The sequence below is a fragment of the Trueperaceae bacterium genome, from assembly GCA_031581195.1.
Lineage (GTDB): Bacteria > Deinococcota > Deinococci > Deinococcales > Trueperaceae > SLSQ01.
Genome location: JAVLCF010000035.1, coordinates 1 through 20,270, shown reverse-complemented (window position 1 = coordinate 20,270; position 20,270 = coordinate 1). Strand labels below are relative to the sequence as shown.

12 protein-coding genes are annotated in these 20,270 nt (G+C 76.2%); 7 read left to right on the top strand and 5 right to left on the bottom strand.

Annotation, left to right across the window (positions count from 1 at the left end):
- Positions 1-1,317, bottom strand: a 1,317-nt coding sequence (gene nusA, locus RI554_04885; protein ID MDR9391347.1) for a transcription termination factor NusA, incomplete at its 3' end; no start/stop codon positions are given.
- Positions 1,318-1,339: 22 nt separating this feature from the next.
- Positions 1,340-1,801 carry a ribosome maturation factor RimP gene (gene rimP, locus RI554_04880; protein MDR9391346.1) on the bottom strand — a complete coding sequence of 154 codons (462 nt, stop codon included), beginning with the start codon at positions 1,799-1,801 and terminating at the stop codon, positions 1,340-1,342.
- A 342-nt stretch (positions 1,802-2,143) separates the two neighbouring features.
- Here rimP and RI554_04875 point away from each other — a divergent pair, with 342 nt between their 5' ends.
- The 6 genes from RI554_04875 to glmS all read left to right on the top strand — a co-directional run bounded on the left by RI554_04875 (position 2,144) and on the right by glmS (position 10,153).
- A complete protein-coding gene (locus RI554_04875) occupies positions 2,144-3,391 on the top strand; it encodes an aminotransferase class V-fold PLP-dependent enzyme (GenBank protein ID MDR9391345.1) in 1,248 nt (415 codons plus the stop codon).
- Positions 3,388-4,002 carry a hypothetical protein gene (locus RI554_04870; protein ID MDR9391344.1) on the top strand — a complete coding sequence of 205 codons (615 nt, stop codon included), beginning with the start codon at positions 3,388-3,390 and terminating at the stop codon, positions 4,000-4,002. The genes RI554_04875 and RI554_04870 overlap by 4 nt, the downstream gene beginning before the upstream one ends.
- Positions 4,003-4,173: 171 nt before the next feature.
- A complete protein-coding gene (pheS, locus tag RI554_04865; protein ID MDR9391343.1) occupies positions 4,174-5,160 on the top strand; it encodes a phenylalanine--tRNA ligase subunit alpha in 987 nt (328 codons plus the stop codon).
- The gene (gene pheT, locus RI554_04860; protein ID MDR9391342.1) at positions 5,157-7,511 is read left to right on the top strand and encodes a phenylalanine--tRNA ligase subunit beta; all 2,355 of its coding nucleotides are present in this window, start codon (positions 5,157-5,159) and stop codon (positions 7,509-7,511) included. The genes pheS and pheT overlap by 4 nt, the downstream gene beginning before the upstream one ends.
- A 17-nt stretch (positions 7,512-7,528) precedes the next feature.
- Positions 7,529-8,089 (top strand): hypothetical protein, encoded by a 561-nt coding sequence (locus tag RI554_04855; GenBank protein ID MDR9391341.1) that lies wholly within the window; start codon positions 7,529-7,531, stop codon positions 8,087-8,089.
- Positions 8,090-8,341: 252 nt separating this feature from the next.
- On the top strand, positions 8,342-10,153 hold the full coding sequence (gene glmS / locus RI554_04850) for a glutamine--fructose-6-phosphate transaminase (isomerizing) (GenBank protein MDR9391340.1): 1,812 nt from the start codon (positions 8,342-8,344) through the stop codon (positions 10,151-10,153).
- A gap of 16 nt (positions 10,154-10,169) precedes the next feature.
- On the opposite strand, the gene RI554_04845 is transcribed toward glmS, so the two are convergent.
- Together RI554_04845 and RI554_04840 are read right to left on the bottom strand one after the other, a co-directional pair.
- Positions 10,170-11,006 (bottom strand): tetratricopeptide repeat protein, encoded by an 837-nt coding sequence (locus RI554_04845; protein MDR9391339.1) that lies wholly within the window; start codon positions 11,004-11,006, stop codon positions 10,170-10,172.
- Entirely contained in the window at positions 11,003-12,415 is a 1,413-nt protein-coding gene (locus RI554_04840) for a glycogen/starch synthase (protein MDR9391338.1), read from the bottom strand. The genes RI554_04845 and RI554_04840 overlap by 4 nt, the downstream gene beginning before the upstream one ends.
- Before the next feature lie 97 nt (positions 12,416-12,512).
- Between RI554_04840 and RI554_04835 the strand changes: the two genes are divergently transcribed.
- Positions 12,513-13,850, top strand: a complete 1,338-nt coding sequence (locus tag RI554_04835; protein MDR9391337.1) for a S41 family peptidase — start codon at positions 12,513-12,515, stop codon at positions 13,848-13,850.
- Positions 13,851-13,907: 57 nt separating this feature from the next.
- On the opposite strand, the gene RI554_04830 is transcribed toward RI554_04835, so the two are convergent.
- Complete coding sequence (locus RI554_04830; protein ID MDR9391336.1) at positions 13,908-20,243, bottom strand: translocation/assembly module TamB domain-containing protein; 6,336 nt, start codon at positions 20,241-20,243, stop codon at positions 13,908-13,910.
- Between the last annotated feature and the right edge of the window lie 27 nt (positions 20,244-20,270).

The following is a 20,270-nucleotide window of genomic DNA, read 5'->3' as shown; positions in this document are numbered from 1 at the left end:
GTCCTCGGTCGGTGCGGCGTCGCCGTCGACCGCCGCCTCGAACGCCGCTTCGGTCGCGGCTTCGCCCGCCGCGTCCGCTTCCGCGTCGGCGCCGACGGGTTCCTCGCCGCGCGCCGCCTCCTCGCGCGAGGCGGCGGCGTCGGGGTCGACCGGGGCGTCCTCGCCCTCCGCGCCGAACAGCGCGTCGAACGCCGCGCGGGAGGTGCCCTCCTGCTTCGCGAACGGGTCGTCCATCTTCGTCGCTGCGGCCTGCATGGCGGCGTCGAGGTCGCTGGCGGTCTCCGACGCCTCGAGGTCGATCTTGTAGCCGGTGAGCTTCACCGCGAGACGCACGTTCTGTCCGCCCTTGCCGATCGCGAGCGACAGTTGGTCGTCGGGCACCTGCACGGTCGCCTGCATCGCGTCGGCGTCCACCTCGATCGTCCCGACCTTGGCGGGGGAGAGGGCGTTGCGGATGAACTCGCGCGGGTTGGGGTCCCACGTGATGATGTCGACGCGTTCGCGCTGCAGCTCCGACGTGACCGCCTGGATGCGGCTGCCGCGGTGCCCGATGCAGGCGCCGATCGGATCGACGTTCGGGCTGGTGCTCGTCACCGCCACCTTGCTGCGGGCGCCCGCTTCGCGCGCGACCGCCTTGAGCTCCACCGTGCCGTCGGCGACCTCGGGGATCTCCTGCTTCATCAGGTACGTCAGCAGCTCCCCCGCCGCGCGGGAGACCAGGATGCTGGGCCCGCGCGTCCCCAGCTCGACGCTGGCGACGTAGACCTTGACGCGCATCCCGACCATGTAGCGTTCGCCCTGAATCTGTTCGCGGGGCGGCATGATCGCTTCGCCCTTGCCGAGATCGACGAACACGTTGCGCTTGTTGTCGACGCGGGCGACGACGCCGGTGACGATCTCGCCGGCGCGGTCCTTGTACTCCTCGTACACGAGGGTCCGTTCCGCCTCGCGGATCTTCTGCGTGATCATCTGCTTCGACGTCTGCACCGCGATGCGCGTGAACGTCTCGGGGTCGACGGGGAACTCCATCTCCATCCCCACCTCGACGCCGGGATCGAGCTCCAGGGCGTCGTCGAGCAGGATCTCCTTCTCGCGTTCCTCCTCGTCCTCGTTGGGTTCCGCGACGACCTTGCGGATCTCGAGGACCTCCATGTCGCCCGACTCCGGGTCGACGTCCACCTCGATCCGGCGTCCCGGCATGACGTTGCGTTCGAAGGCGTGCTCGAGCGCCTCCTCGAAACTGAGGAGCAGCTGCTCCTTGTCGAGGTTGCGTTCCGCCGCCATCATGTTCAGCGCGTCGATGAATTCCTTGTTCATGGTCGTCTCCTATTCGGTTGTCTCAACGCGGTTCGTCGGGCCATTCCGCGAGCCGGGCGTCCTGAATGTCGGCGACGTCGAGACCGAATCGCTCGCCGTCGCGCTCGAAGGTCACGCGGTCGCCCTCGACGGCGCGAATCACGGCGCGCATCCGAGCGTCGCGGGTCCGCACGTCGACCGCGAGGTCGTGGAACCGCGCGAAGTGCCGCGCCGTGCGCAGTGGCCGGGTCGCGCCGGGCGACTCGACCTCGAGGGCGTAGCGCCCCTCGAACGGATCCAACCGGTCGAGCTCCAGCCCGAACGCCTCGCTGGCGATGCGGACGTCGTCGACCGTGACGGCCGCTTCGTCGGTGCGGTCGATGCGCACCAGCAGGCGCGGGGTGCGCCCCTTGCGCGACACCGTCACCTCGAGCACCTCGTACCCGAGGGGCTCGAGCACGCCGTTGGCGGCGTCGAGCAGCTCCGTCGCACCGTGGCGTTCCACGCGACCTCCCTTGCTGCGCCGCTCGGCCGGCGTGAAAAAAGGCGGGTCCGAAAACCCACCCTCCGGCGCCAACCGCAGCGACCACCCGTGAGTGTAGCGCGCGCCGCCGGCGCGGCACAAGGCCGGCGCGCACCGCGCGGCCTTTACACGACCCCGCGCGGGCGGTACCCTCCCCTCATGTCCGCGGCGGCCCGAGCTACCGACTGAGCGACGCGCACCGGTTTCGCGCGTCGCCGAATCGATGACCCCCCTCGTGGCGGGTCGTTTTTTTGTGCGGCCGACGCGAACGACGTCGTTCCGACGCAGGTTCGGGCCCGCACGCCGCGGCGGTCTGGAGGCACGATGCGACCCGACGGCGAGGTGCTGCTGCTCACGCCCGGTCCCACCCCGATCCACCCGCGCGCCCTCGCGGCGTTCCATTGGCCGATGCGCGGACACATGGATCCCGACGTCTTCGCCTACAACGACGCGATCGTCCGCGACCTCAAGACCCTCTACCGCGCCGACGACGACGCCTTCGCCAGCCTCCTGTCGGGCACCGGGTCGCTCGGGATGGAGACCGGCCTCGCGAACCTGCTCGAGCCCGGCGACCGGCTGTTGGTCGCCGCGAACGGCGTGTTCGGCGAACGCATGGTGGAGATGGGACGCCGCCTCGGGGCGGACGTGCACGTCGTCCGCGCCCCCCTCGGCCAGCCGCTCGACGCCGCGGAGGTCGTCGCCGCGACGCACGCGCTGGCGCCGCAGGTGCTCGCCGTCGTGCACGGCGAAACCAGCACCGGCGTCGTCAACCCCGTCCCCGAGATCGCCGAAGGGATCCGCGGCAGCGACGTGCTGTTCAGCGTCGACGCGGTCACGACCGTCGGCATGACCGACTTCGAGATGGCGGCGTGGGGCGTCGATTACGCCTACACCGGGTCGCAGAAGTGCCTTTCCGCACCGCCCGGCGTCGCGCCGGTCGTCTACAGCGCCCGCGCGATGGCGCGCATCGAGGCGCGCGACGTGCCCGTCGCGAGCTGGTACGCCGACGCGGTCGGCATGCGCGCCTACTGGGATCCCGACGGGCCCCGCAGCTACCACCACACCGTCCCCGTGCACCTGCACTGGGCGACCGGCGAAGCGATCCGCGCCGCCCTCGACGAGGGGTTCGCGTCGCGCGCCGAACGCGTCCGCCGCCTCGACGCCGCGATCCTCGCGACCCTCGAACCGCACGGCTTCGCCGCCGCCGTCGACGCCGCCTGGCGGCTCCCGACCGTGTTGGCGGTCACGCTGCCCGACGGGCTGGACGACGCCGCGGTGCGCCGCGCGATGCGCGAACGGCACGCGGTGGCGATGACCGGTGGGCTCGGCCCCACCGCCGGCCTCATCTGGCGGCTCGGGCTGATGGGGGAGAACGCCCGCGTCGAGCACTACCGCCGCTTCATGCACGCCCTCGCCGACGTCCTCGCGCTGCCCGACCTGCCCGACCGGTTCGAGGCCGCGTGGCGCGACGCAGCCCCCGCCCGCGAGCCCGCCCCCGCGCCCCCCGACGAGCGAGGGGGCGAGCCCGACGCCGCCGTCCGGGGCGCACCGGAGGTCGGGAGGGTCCGGTGACCGGCGAGCCGTCCGACGCGTCGGTCCCCGCGGACCTGCGCGGGCACCTACCCAGCCGCACCGCCCGCGCCCGCGCGGACGCCGCCGGCCTCGACCTCGACCGCCTCAAGCGGGAGCGCCCCGACGAGTACCGCATCCTCAACGCCGAAGAGCTCGTGCGCGTCTCGCCGGAGCTGGCCGACGCCGCCGCCGACCTCGCGTGGCGCGTCGCGGACGGTGCGCGCATCTTCCGCGTCCCCGGGACGCCCGCCGAGCGCCTGTTGGCGTTCCCGCCGCTGGACGCCGCCGCCCTCGCGGCGTTCGACGACGCCGCCGCCGACCTGGTCGCCCGACCCGACGTCGACGACCTCGCGTACTACCGCACGGTGCGCGATCCGCACGGCGAACGGCGGGAGTTGATGCGCCCCATCCCGCCCGACGCGTGGGCGGGCGAGGTGGCGCTCGTGGGGCCGTTCGCCGACGAGGAGGCCGCCAAGGCGTGGCCGGCGGGACGCCTCCCGGCCGACCTCATGGCGGACCCGCTGCCCTACCGGGGCCGGTGGTACTGCGACGTCTTCGACGCCGAGGAGGCCTGGCTCGAGGCCCGCGCGTCGGGCGAGGACGGCGGTTGACGCCGTCCGGACCCGGCGGTACCGTCCGTGGCGTGACGAGGACGAGCCCCCTGGACGTCGCCGGGTTCGTGACCTAGACCGGCGCGCCGCGACGCGCCGCCCGGCCGCCGACCGCGTCGGCGGCGTTTTCGTGGGCGCCCCACCGTCCGGTGCGGCGCGGGAGGAGGGACGATGCACGAGGAGGCACGCGCCGACGTCGACGCCGCCGAAGATCTCCGCGCCCTGCAGGAGGTCCGCGTCAAGTGGCTCGGCAAGAAGGGCCGCATCACGCAGGAACTCAAAGGCCTCGGGGCGCTGCCGAGCGACGAACGGCGCGAAGCGGGACGCCGGATCCACGCCGTGAAGGAGGCGATCGAAGCGGCGATCGAGGCGCGCCGCGAGACGATCCACCGCGCCGAACTCGCGCAGCGGCTCGCCGCCGAACGCGTCGACGTGACCCTCCCGGGGCGCGGTGGACCGGCCGGCGGCCTGCACCTCCTCACGAAGGTGACGCACCACCTTCTCGACGTGTTCGCCGGCCTCGGGTACGAGGTCGTCACCGGCCCCGAACTCGAGACCGACCACTACAACTTCGGGGCGCTCAACTTCCCGCCCGAGCACCCCGCCCGCGACGAGCAGGACACCTTCTGGACGACCGACGGGCGGCTCCTGCGGACGCACACCAGCCCGATGCAGGTGCGCTACATGGAGACCCACGCACCGCCGTTCAAGGTCGTCGTGCCCGGCAAGGTCTTCCGCAACGAAGCGGTCGACGCCACCCACGAAGCGCAGTTCCACCAGTTGGAGGCGCTCGTCGTCGGGGAGCGCATCACGATGGCGGACCTGCGCGGCGCCATCCAGGAGATGGCGGACGCGCTCTTCGGGGAGGGCACGCGGACCCGCCTGCAACCGACGTTCTTCCCCTTCGTCGAGCCCGGCGCGGAGTTCGCCATCCGCTGGACGCACCCCAAGACCGGTCGCGACGAGTGGCTCGAGTTGGGCGGCTGCGGCATGGTCCACCCCAACGTCTTCGCCGCCGCCGGCTACGAGGGCGTCACCGGCTTCGCGTTCGGGTTCGGCATCGAACGCCTCGCCATGGTGCCCTACGGCGTGCCCGACATCCGCTGGTTCTACCAGAGCGACCTGCGCGTCCTGGATCAGTTCCGAGGGGCGTTGTGAACGTCCCGCGGACGTGGCTCGAGGCGCTCGTCGGGCCGCTGCCGGCCACCGAGACGGTCGTCGACCTCCTCGACGGGCTCGGGCTCGCCGTCGAGCAGGTCCACGAACGCCCCGCCGTCCCCGGTGGGGTGGTGCTGGCCGAGATCGTGGAGGCCGCCCCCCTCGAGGGCAGCGACCACCTGGTCCGCGCCGTCGTCGACGACGGGTCGGGACGGCGGACGGTCGTCTCCGGCGCGCCGAACACCTCCGTCGGCCTCCGCACGGCGTTCGCGACGCCCGGAACGTACCTCCCCGCGGTCGACCTCACCGTCGAGGCGCGCGACCTGCGCGGCGTCCGCAGCGAGGGGATGCTCTGCAGCCCCCGCGAGATCGGTGCGTACGACGACGCGCGGGGCCTCGCGGCGTTCGCGGACGACCTCCCGCTCGGCGCGTCCCTGGCGGAGGCCTGGCCGGCGGAGACCGTGTTCGAATTGGAGCTCACCCCCAACCGCGCCGACGCCTTCGGGCTGCTCGGCGTGGCCCGCGACCTCGCCGCGAAACTCGGTCGGGACGTCGCGCACCCCGCCGCGGGCGACGCGCCCGGTGACGCCACGGACGACGACGGGCTCGAGGTCGTCGTCGAGGACCTCGCCGCCGCACCGCACGTGGCGCTCCAGCGCATCGACGGCGTTCGGGTGGGCCCCAGCCCCGTGTGGCTGCAGCACCGCCTGGCGGCGCTCGGGCTCCGCCCCCGCAGCAACGTCGTCGACGTCACGAACTACGTCACGCACGAGCTGGGGCAGCCGTCGCACGCCTACGACCGGCGGGTGCTCGAGGGCGGCGTCCTCGAGGTCCGCAGCGCCCGTGCCGGCGAGACCGTCGACCTGCTCGACGGCGAGACGTACGCGCTGGATCCCGCCGACCTCGTCATCGCCACGCCCGACGGGGACGGCGGCTCCACCCCCGTCGGCCTGGCCGGCGTCATGGGTGGCCTGCACGACAGCGTCCGCGACGACACCGCCTCCGTGGCGCTCGAGGTCGCCCACTTCGATCCGGTGCGGATCCGCGCCAGCGCGAAACGGCACGGCCTGCACACCGACGCGCACCTGCGCTTCGAGCGGGGCGTCGACCCGGCCCTCCCGCCGCTCGCCGCGGCGTACGCCGCGCGCCGCATCGTCGAGGTGGCCGGCGGGACCGTCCACCCCGCCCTCAGCCGCGTCGGGGGCCCCCCGACCCCCGCCGCCATCGCGTTCCGGCCCTCCCGCGTCGGGTTCCTGATGGCGTTCGACGTGCCGACCGACGTGCAACGCGGGTACCTCGAGGCGCTCGGGTGCACCGTCGAACCCGACGCGCCCGACGCGTGGCGCGTCACGCCCCCCACCTGGCGTTTCGATCTTTCGATCGAGGAGGACCTCGTCGAGGAGGTCGGGCGCCTGCACGGCTACGAGCACATCGGCGCGACCCGCCCCGACCTCGCCTTCACGCCCCGCCGGACCGACCCCACCCACCGCGCCCTGCGCGAGGAACTCGCGCACGAAGGGTTCCACGAGGTCATTCACTACGTCTTCACCGGCGACGAGGCGCTCGCCCGCGCCCGGGCGCCCGAAGCCACCGTCGCGCTCGCCAACCCGCAGGGGATCGAACGCAGCCGCCTCCGCACCGCGCTGTACCCGGGCCTGCTGGACGCCGCCGGGCAGAACCCGCAGGTCGCGTCGCTCGCGTTGTTCGAGGTGGGCCGGGTGTTCCTCGAGCCGGAACGCGAACGCGTCGCGTGGCTTCGCGCCGGCGCGCACGAACGCGACGGCCTCACGCCCGACGTCCCGGTCGCGTGGCCGCACGTCGCGGCCCTCCTCGAACGGTTGGCGGCCCGCCGCCGCGCCGACCTGGCGCTGCGTCCCGCCGACCCCGAGGGCGTCCCGATGCTGCACCCCGGCGTCGCGGCCCGCGTCCTGTGGAACGGCGTCGACGTCGGTTTCGCCGGGCGGGTCCACCCCGAGGTCGCCGACGCGTACGGCCTCGACGGCGCCTTCGTCGCGGAACTCGACCTGCCGCTCGACGCCCGCCGCCTCGCGGTCGGGGACGTCGCCCGCCAGCCGTACGCCGAACGCGACCTGGCGATCGTCGCGCCCGACGACGTCGCCTACGCCGACCTGGCGGCCCTCGTGTGGGGCGCGGGAGGCGAACGGCTCGTGGAGGTGTTCCCGTTCGACGTCTACGCCGGCGCGCCCCTCCCCGAGGACCGACGGAGCGTCGCGATCCGCATGCGGTGGCGCCACCCCGACCGCGCGCTCCGCGACGAGGAGGTCGACGCCGACCTCGCCGCCGTGATCGCCGCCGTCGAAGCGGCCGGGCATTCCATCCGCCAGGGCTAGGCGGTACGCTTCCCCGCGTGAACGCGATCGACGTCGCTCTCGCCGGGGCTGCCGGCCTCCTGGTCGCCCTCGCGGCGACCCACGGGCGGGTCGGCGCCCTCCACGCGCTCGTGGCGGTCCTCGCCCTCGCGCCCCTCGTGCGCCTCGCGCAGGTCTCCGCGCTCGCGGCCACCGGCCTCGCCGCGCTGCTGGCGGCCTCCGCGGCGCTCGCCGCCGGCCGGCGCTCCGCGCGGCGTCGTGCGGGGCGTCGCGCGAAGCGGGCCTGGGGGGCGGTGGGGGGCGCGCTCCTCGGGGTGGCGTTCGTCGTGAGCGTCGCGACGGCGTACCCGGCGGCGCGTAGCGCCTTCGATCCCGACGTCGTCGTGTACCCCGCCCCCCGCCTCGACCGGGCGACCGGCGGGCGGTTGGCGGAGGCCTGGACGACGGGCGTGGGGCGTGACATCGTGTTCGCGCCGCTGCTCGCCGCCGCAGGCGACGCGCCGTCCCCGATTGCGCGTGCGCTGCACGCCGCGTGGGTGGGGGACACCCCTTGGCGGCCGGAGGGAGGTGACCGGTCGAGCTCGACCGACGCGAGGTAGCGCAAGCCCGGTCCGACCGCACGCGGTCGCGCCGGTGACGAGGTGGAGGGCCTCCGCCCGCCGCAGGGCGGCGGGGTGGAGGACGGGCGGACGCCGCGAGGCGTCCCGCCGAAAACGCGAAGTCGTCTGCGGGCCCCTCCCGAGACGGATCCCTCGCTCGCGCACGGACCCAGGATCCCCCGACCCGCCGGACCGACCCTCCGGAGCCCGCCCCCATCTCCACCCCTGCTCCCCCACGAGGAGGCGCATTCCATGTGCGGAATCGCGTGTTACGTCGGGCCGCGCGACGCGGCCCCCATCGTCCTCGACGGCCTCCGTCGCCTCGAGTACCGCGGGTACGACTCCGCCGGCATCGTCACGTTCGAGGACGGCGCCGCGCACGCCCTCAAGCGTGCCGGCAAGTTGGCGGTCCTGAGCGACGCCGCGACCGACCACCCGCTCCCCGGCCGTCGCGCCCTCGGGCACACCCGCTGGGCGACGCACGGCCCCCCGACCGACGCCAACGCCCACCCCCACGCCACCGAGGACGGCCGCATCGCCCTCGTGCACAACGGCATCATCGAGAACCACGCCGCGCTCCGCGCCGAGCTCGAGGCGGCGGGGCACCGCTTCGCGAGCGACACCGACAGCGAAACCGTCGCGCACCTGATCGAGAGCCTCGACGACGGCGACCTGCACGCCGCGGTCCGGGCCGCCACCGCCCGCCTCGAGGGCGCCTGGGCGCTGGTGGTGGCGCACGCCGACCGCCCCGAACTCGTCGTCGCGCGCCGCACCAGCCCCCTGGTGATCGGGCTGGGGGACGGGGAACGGTTCGTCGCCAGCGACGTCGCGGCGTTGTTGCCGTACACGAAATGCGTCGTGTACCTCCGCGACGGCGAGACCGCCGTCGTCGGCCCGGACGCGGTGACGGTGTTCGACGACGCCGGCCACCCCACCGACCTGCGCGAGGAGGCGATCCCCTGGGAGGCCGACGCCGCGGAGAAGGGCGGCTGGCCGCACTTCATGCTCAAGGAGATCTTCGAGCAACCCACCGTCGTACGGAACGTCCTCCAGGACGCCCTCCTCCCGGGCGGCGGCATCGACCTGGGGTTGCGGGTCGACCTCGCGAGCGTCGACCGCGTCGTCGTCGTCGCCGCCGGGACCGCCGCCTACGCCGGACGGCTCGGGGCGGCCTGGATCGAACGGTTCGCGCGCATCCCCGCCCACGTCGAGGTCGCCAGCGAGTTCCGCTACCGCGATCCCGTCGTCGGGCCCGACACGCTCGTCGTGGCCGTCAGTCAATCGGGGGAGACGATCGACACCCTCGAAGCGCTCCGCGAGGCGGGCCGCGCCGGGGCGCGCCGCGCGGCGTTCGTGAACGTCCGCGGGTCGTCCATCGCGCGGGAGGTCGACGACGTCGCCCTCCTCCGGGCGGGCCCCGAGATCGGCGTGGCCAGCACCAAGGCGTACCTGGCGATGGCAACCCGGTTCGTGCTCCTCGCCCTGCAGATGGGGCACGCGCGCGGCGTCCTGGACGACGCCGCCGTCGCCGACTGGACGACGGAGCTCCGCGCGCTCCCCTCCCGCCTCGAGGAGGCGCTCGCGCGGCGGGACGCCGTCCGCGCCGCCGCCGCGGACCTCGACGGGGCGCGCAGCGTCCTGTACCTCGGGCGCGGCACGAACGTCGCGTCGGCCTACGAGGGGGCGTTGAAACTCAAGGAGATCAGTTACCTCCACGCCGAGGCGTACCCGACCGGCGAAATGAAGCACGGCCCGATCGCGCTGATCGACGCCACCGTCCCCGTCGTCGCCCTCGCGCCGGAGGGTCCGCTGCACGCCAAGACGCGATCGAACCTGCAGGAGGTCCGCGCGCGCGACGGGCGGGTGCTGGCCCTCGCCAGCGACGGGGACGCCACGATCGACGGGCACGCCGACCGGGTGTTGTGGACCCCGCGCGTCCCCGACGCGTTGTCGCCGCTCTTGCTGGCGATCCCCATGCAGCTGCTGGCGTACGAGACGGCGGTGCGGTTGGGGCGCGACGTCGATCAGCCGCGGAACTTGGCGAAGAGCGTCACGGTGGAGTAGCGCACCCCCGGACGCCTCAGCGTAGGAGCCACCAGGCCAACGCCCCGACGAGCACGACCGGGATCCACCAACGGCGGCGGTCCCCGCCCGCCTCCCGGCGGGCGCGGACGTCGCGGCGGGCGGCGTCGGTATCGCGCTTGCGTTCCAGGCGTTGCGCCCGCCGCAACGCCTGGACGCTGCGCCCCACCTCCCCCCGCCGCCGGTACGCGACCCCCAGGTTGTGCAGCGCGCGGGCGTACCCGTCGTCGATCGCCAGCACCGTCTCGTAGCGCGCGATCGCGCCGTCGACGTCGCCCGCCTCGAGGTCGAGGTTGCCGAGGTTCGTCATGGCCCGCAGGTGCCGCGGGTCGTGCGTCAGGGCGGCCTCGAGCGCGGCGCGGGCGGCGTCCTCCTCGCCGCGGAGCAACGCCACCGACCCGACCTGCGCGAGGCGTTCGCCGTCGAACGGTGCGGCGTCCTCCGCGAGGGCGGCGAGGGCGGCGTCGGCCGCGTCGAGGTCGCGCGCATCGAGCGCGGCGCCCGACCGCGCGAGCCCCCGGACCGCGGCCCCCGCCGCGGCCAGCGCGACGCCGCCGACCTCGGCCGCGCCCTCCGCCGGCGACGCGTCGCCCTCCCCGTCCGCGTCGTCGTCCGCGTCGCCGAGGCTGCGCGCGACGTCGCGTTCCGCCACCGTCCAGGCCTTCTCGTGCATCGCCGCCCGCCAGCGCGCCAGCGTCGCCAACCCCTCCCGAACGGCGCGGTCGTGCTCCAGGCCTTCGCGGAGGGCGACGTCGTAGCGTTGCAGGGCCGCCTCGACGTCGCCCGCCGCGAGGCGGTCGCGCCAGCCGGTGTCGAGGGTGGGGTCGTCGCTCACGTGAACTCCCGTTCCGAGGCGCCGTGCGCCTCCCGATAGACGGCGTCGTAGGCGTCGGCGGAGGCGCCCCAATCGAAGCGCTCCCGCATCGCGGTCGCGCGCATGGCGTCGGCCGACCCGTCCTCCAGGCGCGCCCGGACGTCCCCGGCCGCCGCCACGAGCGCCTCGGCGGTGGCGGCCTCGAACAGGCGCCCGGTGACGCCGTCGCGGATCGTGTCGCGCAACCCGCCGGTCGCGCGGGCGATGGGGAGGGTGCCGTAGCGCATCGCGATCATCTGCGTCAGGCCGCACGGTTCGAAGCGGCTGGGGATCGCGAAGGCGTCCGCCCCGGCGTACAGGCGGTGCGCGAGCTCCTCGTCGACGCCCACGCGGACCGCGACGCCGCCCGGGTCGGCGTCCGCCGCAGCGCGCGCGGCGGCCTCGAGGGGGGCGTCGCCCGCGCCGAGCAGCGCCAGGCGCCAGCCCTGCGCCCGGAGCGCCGGGATCGCCTCCAGCAATAGGTCGATGCCCTTCTGCTCCGCGAAGCGCGACACCGTCGCCAACAGCGGACCGCCGGCGTCGAGCCCCAGCTCGCGCCGCAGGGTGGCGGCGTTCGCCGCCTTCTGCGAGGGGTCGGTCGCGTCGTAGCGGACCGCGAGGTGCGGGTCGGTCGCCGGGTTCCACACGTCGACGTCGATGCCGTTGAGGATGCCGCGCAGCTTCCCGCGTTCGTGCCGGAGCGTGCCGTCCAGCCCGAACCCGTGGGCCGGCGTCGTGATCTCGTCGGCGTACGTCGGCGAGACGGTCGTGACGCGCGTCGCGAAGGCGATGCCGCCCTGCAGGGCGTTCGCCGCCCCGAAGTGCTGCAGGCCGCTCGCGCGCACGGAACGCGGGAGGCGCAGGCGGTGGATGACGTCGTCCAGGTCGCCGACCCCCTGGTGCTGGACGTTGTGGATGGTGAGGACGCCGGCGACGCGAGGCCAGCCGGGGGGGAGGTGGAAGCCGTGCGCGACGACCGGCAGGAGGAACGCCGCCTGCCAGTCGTGGACGTGCAGTACGTCGGGGTGCAGGCCGACGCGTTCCGCGACGGGGGGCACCGCCCGCGCGAAGCGCGCGAAGCGCGCGACGTCGTCGGCGTACCCGTAGAGGGCGTCGCGCGCGAAGTCGGGGTGACCGACGAACGCGAAGCGGACGCCGTCCGCCTCGAGCGTTCCCACGCCCGCCGGCTCGACGCCGCCGTCGTAGGGAACGTCGACGTCCCCGATCCACAACGGGGGTGGGTCCGCGCGGAGGGTGCGGTACCAGGGCGCCACGACCAGCACCTCGTGGCCCGCGCGCACCAGCGCGCGCGCGAGGGCCCCGACGACGTCGGCGAGCCCCCCGGTCTTGGCGTACGGGTAGACCTCGCTGGCGGCGAACACGATGCGCATCGGGACGAGTCTACCCGCGGACCCGTCGGCACGCTTACCGTTCCGCCGCCACCGAATGCGGTAGCGTCGCGCTCATGATGCGATGCGAGGAGCGGGCATGAATCGGCGGATCGTCGCCACCGTCGTCGTGGCGTCCACCCTCGTCGCGGTCGGCCTGGCGCAGTTCGGGCGCGACTTCGGCGGGGAGATGCTGGACGACCCGACCGGCCAGGCGCTCGTACAGACGTACGGCGCGCTGAAGTCCAACTACCTGGAGGACGTCGACGACGAGGCGATCCTGCGCGGCGCGATCGAGGGGATGATCGGGGCGTTGGACGACCCGTTCTCGTACTACCTCGAGCCGCGCAGCGCGGAACGCGAGGCGCAGGACCGGACCGGATCGTTCGAGGGGATCGGCGCGGTCTTGACGACCGTCAACCGCACGACCGGCGAAGGGGTCGAGATCCTGCAGGTGTACGAGGGCGGTCCGGCGTCGCAGGCCGGGGTCCAGCGGGGCGACATCTTCCTGGAGGTCGACGGCACCGACGTCGAGAAGGCCACTACGAGCGACGTCGTCGACCTCGTGCGCGGCCCCCGCGGCACCGTCGTGGATCTCACGATGCGGCGTCCCGGTGCCGCGGAGCCCGTCACGTTCTCGATCCGGCGCGACACCATCGAAATCGTCGACGTCGCGAGCACGATGCTGGAGAACGACGTCGGCTACCTCACGATCCGGCAGTTCGGGAGCCAGCGCGTTCACGACCAACTCGTCGAGCAGCTCTCGGACCTGCAGATGCAGGGCGCCGAAGCGCTCGTCCTGGACCTGCGCGACAACCCCGGTGGCCTGCTGACGCAAGGCATCCTCGTCGCCGACGAGTTCCTCCGCGAGGGCGACATCGTCTTCCAGCGGGCGCGCGGCGTGACGCAACGCATCGCCAGCGCCGACCCCGACGGCGTCGACCTGCCCATGGTCGTCCTCGTCAACGACAACTCCGCGTCCGCGTCGGAGATCGTCGCCGGCGCCCTGCAGGAGAACGGGCGCGCCCTCGTGGTGGGCGAGCCGACGTTCGGCAAGGGCGTCGCGCAGAGCGTCACGTCGCTTGCCGACGGCGGCCAGCTGGCGTTCACGGCCTTCGAGTGGTTGACGCCGGCGCGCGAGACGATCGCGCAGCAGGGCATCGAACCGGACGTCCGCGCGATCGACAAGCGCTTCCCGAACACCCTCAGCCTCGAGGGGGGCGGCGCCGACCCCGGCCAAACGATCGAGATCGTCGTCGACGGGGAGGTCCTCGGGAACGCCGTGGCGAACGACGACGGCGAATTCGAGCTCGTGACGTCGGTCCCGCGGCCCGAGATCAGTCCGGTGCAGGGCGAAGCGATGGTCGACGTCGCCAACGACCCGGCGTTGCGCACCGCCCTCGACGTCCTGCTGGACGCGCGCGCCGGCGGTTCCTGAGGCGCGCGGCGGGGCGCGGACGCCCTCGCGCCGCGCCGGACGCCGCTGCGTCCGCGCTCACCACCGCACCGTCACGCCGAACCGCGCCTCGCTCTCGAAACTCCCGAGCGAGGCGCCCCCTTCGACCGCCAGGCCGGGGGCGACCTCGTAGCGGACCGCGGCGCCGACCCGCTGGTCGGGGTCGCCCTCCCCGGGACCGGGGAACGCGAGGCGCGTCGAGAGGTCGAGCGCGACGGGGCCGAGGTCGTACGTGACGGCCAAGCGGTTCGCGAGCGCCTCCCCGGCGGTGCCCGCGAAGCGACCCACCTCGTAGCTGGCGAACACCCCCTCCCCGAGGTACCCCCCCACCTCCAGCGACACGCCGAACGGGTCGGCGTCCTCGCCGAGCGCGCGGCCGACGGACGACGTCCGGATGCGGACCCGGTCCACCCCCAACGCCTCCCCGAAGGCGTCCTGGAGCCCGTCGAGCAGCAACAGCGAGACGGCGTTGTCCAGCACCGTCGTCGCGACGCTCGAGGCGGCGTCCGCGCCGGTCGCGGCGCCGGTCGGATCGAGCCGACCGGTCGTCACGAGCGCCGCGAGTTCACCGTCGGTCGGGGGGCGCGTCACGGTCCCGCGCCCGTCGGGGCGAGGCGCCTCGAGGACCGCGTCGGAGACGAGGGTGGGGTCGAGCGACAGCGCGAACCCGGTCGGGCCGTCGCCGGTCGCGACGGCGTCGAACGCCAACGCCACCGTGAACGGCCCGCGCGCCGGCTCGACGAGGCGCACGCCGGCCGTGGCGCCGGCGAGGGCGTCGCGCGGATCGAACGCCGCGTCCGCGGTGACCGTGATGCGCGGGTAGACGCCGCGGGTCGGGTCGAAGCGCAGCGACCCCTCGCGCACCTCGAACGTCCGGCCGGACAGGTCGAGGGTGCCGCGCACGATCTCCGCGACGCCGTCGAGCGTCGGGCGGCGGGTCGTCCCGGCGAGCGTCAGGTCGACGCGCGCCGTGCCGGTCCCGAACGCCTCGTCGAAGGCGACCGTCTCGGCGCGAAGGGCGAACGCCTCGAAGGCGAACGCGCCGCCCCCTCCGGCGGGGGGCGGCGCCCCCGCCTCCGCAGGGGCGTCGGTCGGGGAGGGCGCTGGGGGGGCCGCCGCCTCGGCGCGCGCCCCGAGGTCGAAGCGGGCCTCGTCCACGTCCACGGCGCCCGACAGCACGAACCGTTCGTCGAAGCGGAGGCGGACGTCGGCGTCCCCGACCGCGTCCGCGACCCAGACGCTCGGCGCGGCCAAGCGCAGGCCCGCGCCGCGCGCGCGGAGGTCGAACGGCCAGAGGGTCCCCTCGAAGCGCGCGGGGGCGCCCACCCGACCGCGCGCGTCCAGCATCGGGCGTCCGTCCGGCCCGGCGCTGACGCGACCGTCGACCTCGCGGATGGTGCCGATCACGGGGACGCGCAGGTCCCCGCGTACGTCGAGGGCGGCGCGCTCGAGGCGCCACGGCACCAGCGTCGCGCGGGCGTCCCCCGTCACCTCGAGGCGACCGCCGACCGGTTGCGTCCCGGTGACGGTCGCCGCGACGCGGAGGTCCGCATCGCGGGCGGTGAGGCGCGCGTCGCTCAGGCGGTAGCCCGACCCGGCGAGGAACACCTCGAGGTCGTCGGTGGTGACGTCGACGTCGGGCGCGCGGAGGGGCCCGCGCGCGTCGAGCGTCAGGTCGCCGCGCGCGCCCGCCCCGACGCGCGCGAGGGCGGGGGCGAGCCCGAGGAGGGGGGCGGCGTCGGCGTCGTCGGCGCGGAAGCGCGCGTCGAGCGCGCCGTCGGCCACGTCCAGCGCCAACGACCAGCGTCCCGCGCCCTCGAACGCCGCGTCCAGCGTCGCGCCGTCCCGCGTGAGGTGGCCGGCGAGCGTCCCGACGCTGCTCACCCCGTCGCGCCGGAGGCGCACGCGCTCCGTCGCGACGCGCACGTCGCCCTCCGCCGGTGCGGCCCACGGCAGGGTCGCACGCAGCACCCCCGTCGCTTCGCTGCGGGTCTCCAGCGCCCCCAGCCACGCCTCGAGGGGCGTGGTGAGGGGAAAGCGTTCCATGCGCACGGACAGGTCCGCACCGGCCCCGTCCAACCCCAGCTGGACGGGACTGCCCGCCAGCGCGCCCCCGAGCGTCACGCCGCGCCCCCCGGGCCCCACGTCGCCGATCCCCTCCAGGCGGAGGGGGAGGGGGTCGTCCGCGACGCGCAGGTTGGGCGCGGTCGCTTGCGCGATGACGCGGCGTCCGTCGATCCGGACGGTGGCGGCCAGGTCCCCCTCCAGGTACGGCAGGGTGCGCGCGACGACCGGGAGGCGGGCGACGTCGAAGCTCGCGAGGCGGACCGTGACGTCGTTCGGTCGGCCGGTCGACGCGGTCCGGTAGCGGGCCGGCAGCCAGCGCCCGACGTCCACGCCCCCGTCCGCCTGCAGGCGGCCCGGGCCGGTCGCGGTGAGGCGCCCGGCGATGCGGTCGCCGTCCGCCTCGAGGCGTCCGTCGACGCGCGCGGTGACCGCGCCGGGCAGCGCCACGCGGACGCCGTCCAGGGTCGCCTCGCCACGGACGCCGTCGCCGGGTACGGCGCGCGCGTCGATGCGGACGCCGGGACCCACCAGGTCGGCGTGCAGGACGCCGTCGTCGCCGCGCCACGCGACGCGCCCGGACAGCGCCGCATCGGCGTCCGCGGGGTCGCCGACGTCCAGCGTCGCGGCGTCCAGCGTCCCCTGGAGGCGCCACGCGAGCGCGTCGCCGCCGGCCACCTCGTCGGCGAGCCGGGCGGCGAGGGTGGCGTCCGCGCCGCGGGCGGGGGTGAAGCGACCGCGGAGGTCGCTCCCGCCGGGTGCGACGGCGCCGTCAAGGGCCGTCGTGCCGACGTCGGCCGCCCACGTCAGGGCCCGCACCGCGACCGGGTCGCCGGGCGTCCAGGCGACCTCGCCGCTCAGGGTCCCGACGCCGCGCGCGACGAGCCCGTCGCGGAGGAGGCGCTGCACGGCGGTCGCGGGGGGCGCGTCGGGAAGGCGGGTGCGGAGCGTCGCGTCGGGGGCGGCGGCGAGGCCGACGGCGAGGCGGGGGACGCCCGCCGGGTCGCCGTCGAGCTGGAGGTGGAGCGGGCCGAGGGGAAGTGCGGCCGCCCCCTCCACGCGCCAGGCGGCGTTCGGGGCGCCGGTCAGGTGGGCGCGCCGACCGTCGGGCCCCTCGACGGCCAGGTCGAGGGTCGGCCAGAGCGATCCGGAGATGGCGGTGTCGGCGGCGTCGATCGCGACGTCCACCGCCGGTCCGGTGCGCGTCGGGGCGGCCCCCGTCGGTGCGGCGTCGGTCGGCCAGGTCCAGGTCGCGCGGGCGGAGGTGGGGGGCCCGGAGGCGTCGGTCCTGGAGGTGTCGCTCCCGGACGCGTCGGTCCCGGACGCGTCGGCCTGGGGGGCGACGGGCGCCGTCACCTCCAGCGTGCCGCTCGGGAGCGGACCCGTTCCGCGCAGGGTCGCGCGGGCGGTGGTCGGGCCCAGCGGCGTCGGGAGGGCCTCCAAGGTCGGGCCTCCCGACCAGCGACCCTCCCGCCGGACCGCGACGCCGTCCAGCCGCCCGTCGGCGAGGGAGCCGGCCGCCGCCAGGCGCGTCCCGTCCCCGTCCCGCACGAGGTCGAGGCGGACGTCGGTGTCGCCCTCCGGCGTGCGGACCTCGGCCCGCAGCCGGCCCTGCGCCCCGCGTCCCTCGCCGTCCACGTCGAGGGACGCCGTGCGGCCGTCGCGCACGAGGGGGAGGGCGTCGGCCGATGCGCGCCAGCGTCCGTCGGCGAGGCGGACGTCGAGGACCGAACGGCCGTCGATGCGCACCTCGACGTCGCCGGCCCGCCCCAGGAGGGCGGCGTCGGGCAGGACGGTACCGGCCACGCGGGGGCGGCGGACGACGCCCTCGAGCCAGGACGCGTCGGGGGTGGGGCGGACGGTGAACGCCGCGTCCCCCGCCAGGCCGGGCCCGAGCGACGCCAGCGGGAGGACGACCTCGAGGCGGGGGTCGGGCGCGGCCCCGTCGCCCCCGTCGCGCGCGCCCCCCCGTGCGACGCGCAGGTCGGCCCAGCGGCCCTCGCCGAGCAGCGCGGGGGCGCCACCGACGCTGCCGCCGCGCACGGCGCCGTCCGGTACGTCGAGCGCGCCCTCGATCTCCGGTGCGCCGGCCGGCCGCGCGAGCGCGCCGACCGCCCACGGGGCGCCCGCGTCGTCGCGCAGGTCGCTGCGCCACGACGCCGCGCCCGACGCGACGTCGAGGTCGGCGGGGAGGGACCCGGCCACGGCCCCCGCGAGGGTGAGGTCGGTCGTGACGCGCGGCGCCGACCACGGTCCCGCCACGCGGAGGGTGCCGCGCCCGGTCGTGGCTCGCCAGGCGACGTCGGTGACGTCGAGCGACGCGTCGATCCGGGGTGCGGCGCCCCGCCGCCACGCCACCCCCAGCGGCCCGGCGAGGGTGCCGGACGCCGTCCCGTTCGTGGCGGCACCGACGTCGATCCGCGCGTCGCCGGCGAGGGCGGCGTCGGGGCCGGCGCGCCACGTCGCGTCCCACGCCAGCCCGCGCCCGCGGAGCCGCAGCGTCCCGAGCGCCGTCCCGGGGTCGGCGCCGGCGCGCGCGTCGAGGTCGGCGTCCACGGTGAGGGGGGATCCGGCGGTCCAGGCGGGGGGGAGGGCAAGGTCGCGGACGGTCCCGCGGAGCGTCGCGCCGTCCGGCGCGGCGCGGCCGACGAGGTCGAGGGCGTCCCCGTCCGCGCGCGCCTCCACCGTCGGGCCGTCGGGCCCGACCGCGGCGGCGAACGTCACGTCGGCGTCGGTGGCGCCCCGAAGGGAGCCGGTCCCCGCCACGCGCGGGGCGAGGGACGTCCCGGCCCACGTCAGGTCCGCCGCGAGGCGCGCGCCGTCCCCGGTGAGGGCGCCGTCGAGGCGTCCGTCGCCCGTGACGGTGGCGCGCCACGGGGCGCCGGTCCACCGCACGGTGCTGGCGCCCTCCAGCGTCGCGCCGGCGCGGGCGAGGCGGGCGTCGACCGTCGCGACGAGGGCGCCGTCCCCGTTCGCGTCCCCGCGCACGTCCCCGCGCACCGTCGTGCCCGCGTCGGGCGAGAACGCGACCTGCGCCGCGCCGGCGTAACCGCCCTCCGGCGTCCAGGCGAGCCCGGCGTCGCCGGGCGCGATGCGGACGTTCGCGACGTCGGCACCGGGCCCCGCGAGGGTCACGCCGGCGACCGCGAGGCCGCGCGTCGCGACGTCCAGCGTGAGGCCCGGCAACGCCGCCCGCCCGGTGACGCGCGGCCAGGCGCCGCGCACCCCGAGCGCCACGGGGGCCGCGCCCCCGAGCGCCGTGGCGCGGGCGCTGCCGCGCACGTCCAGGTCCGGCCAGAGGGTGCCCTCCGCCGTCGCGGTCGCGCGGCCGGCGCCGACCGCGGCGGTGAAGCGGCGGAGGGCGACCCCGTCGTCGTCCGCTTCGGCGGTGGCGTCGATCGTCCACGCGGCGTCGGTGCCGTCCGTGGCGCGGGCGCGCAGGGCGGCCGTCCACCCTCCGGAAGCCGCAGCGAGCCGGAGGCGGGCGTCCGCCGTCCCGACCCGGACGTTGGCGCGGGCTTCGCCGTCCCCCCACGCCACGGCGCCGGCGACGTCGCGGTCCACGACCACGCCGGAGACCTCCGCCCGGGTGGGGCTCGCGAGGACGGCGTCGAGGGTCGCGTCGGGCGACGCGAGCGCAAGCGCCGCCGCGTCCGGGGACCAGGTGAGCTCCGTGTCGGCGTACGTGGCGCGCCCCCCACCGCCCGGGTCCAACGCCACCTCGAGGGGGCGCCCCCCGAGGGTGCCGTCCAGGCGGGCGTCTCCCCGGAGCGCGACGGCTCCGGGGCGGCCGCTGCGCACCTCGAGCACCGCTTCGCCGCGGGCGCGGCCGTCCAGCGGCCACCCGCCCCACCGGCCGATCGCGGTCGGGTCGCTCCGGGTCCCGTCGAGCGCGAGCGTCGTGACGCCCGCCCGCTGGGCGACGCGCCCCGCGAGCAGGTCGCGCCCGCCCGGCGTCGCGACCCGCCACGTGGCGGTGGCGTCGCGGCCGACGCCGGCGCCGTCGACCTCGAGGACGGCGGGTCGCTCCAGGGGCGCGACGTCGCCGCGGACCGCGAACCGCCAGCCGCCGTCGGCCCCCACCGCGCCGGTCAGGCGCGCGGCGCCCGGCGCGACGGGCGCGAGGCCGTCGGGCCAACCGGCCGGCGTCACGTCGGCCCGAACGTCGAGGTCGGCGCGGCCCGGCGCCCGGTCGGCGCGGACCGTGACGACGTCGCCATCGACCGCGAACCGGACGTCGGGGTCGGCGAGCGGCCCGTCGGCGCGGAAGCGGACCGTGTGCGGGCGGTCGGCGACGTCGGCGCGAAGCACGAGGCCGCCTGCGGCGACGCCGTCCTC

What these genes read in the sequence shown, in the direction of transcription:
- RI554_04875 (MDR9391345.1), top strand. Translation starts at nt 2,144, where the DNA reads ATGCGACCCGACGGCGAGGTGCTGCTGCTCACGCCCGGTCCCACCCCG.
- glmS (MDR9391340.1), top strand. Translation starts at nt 8,342, where the DNA reads ATGTGCGGAATCGCGTGTTACGTCGGGCCGCGCGACGCGGCCCCCATC.
- RI554_04835 (MDR9391337.1), top strand. Translation starts at nt 12,513, where the DNA reads ATGAATCGGCGGATCGTCGCCACCGTCGTCGTGGCGTCCACCCTCGTC.
- RI554_04840 (MDR9391338.1), bottom strand. Translation starts at nt 12,415, where the DNA reads ATGCGCATCGTGTTCGCCGCCAGCGAGGTCTACCCGTACGCCAAGACC.
- pheS (MDR9391343.1), top strand. Translation starts at nt 4,174, where the DNA reads ATGCACGAGGAGGCACGCGCCGACGTCGACGCCGCCGAAGATCTCCGC.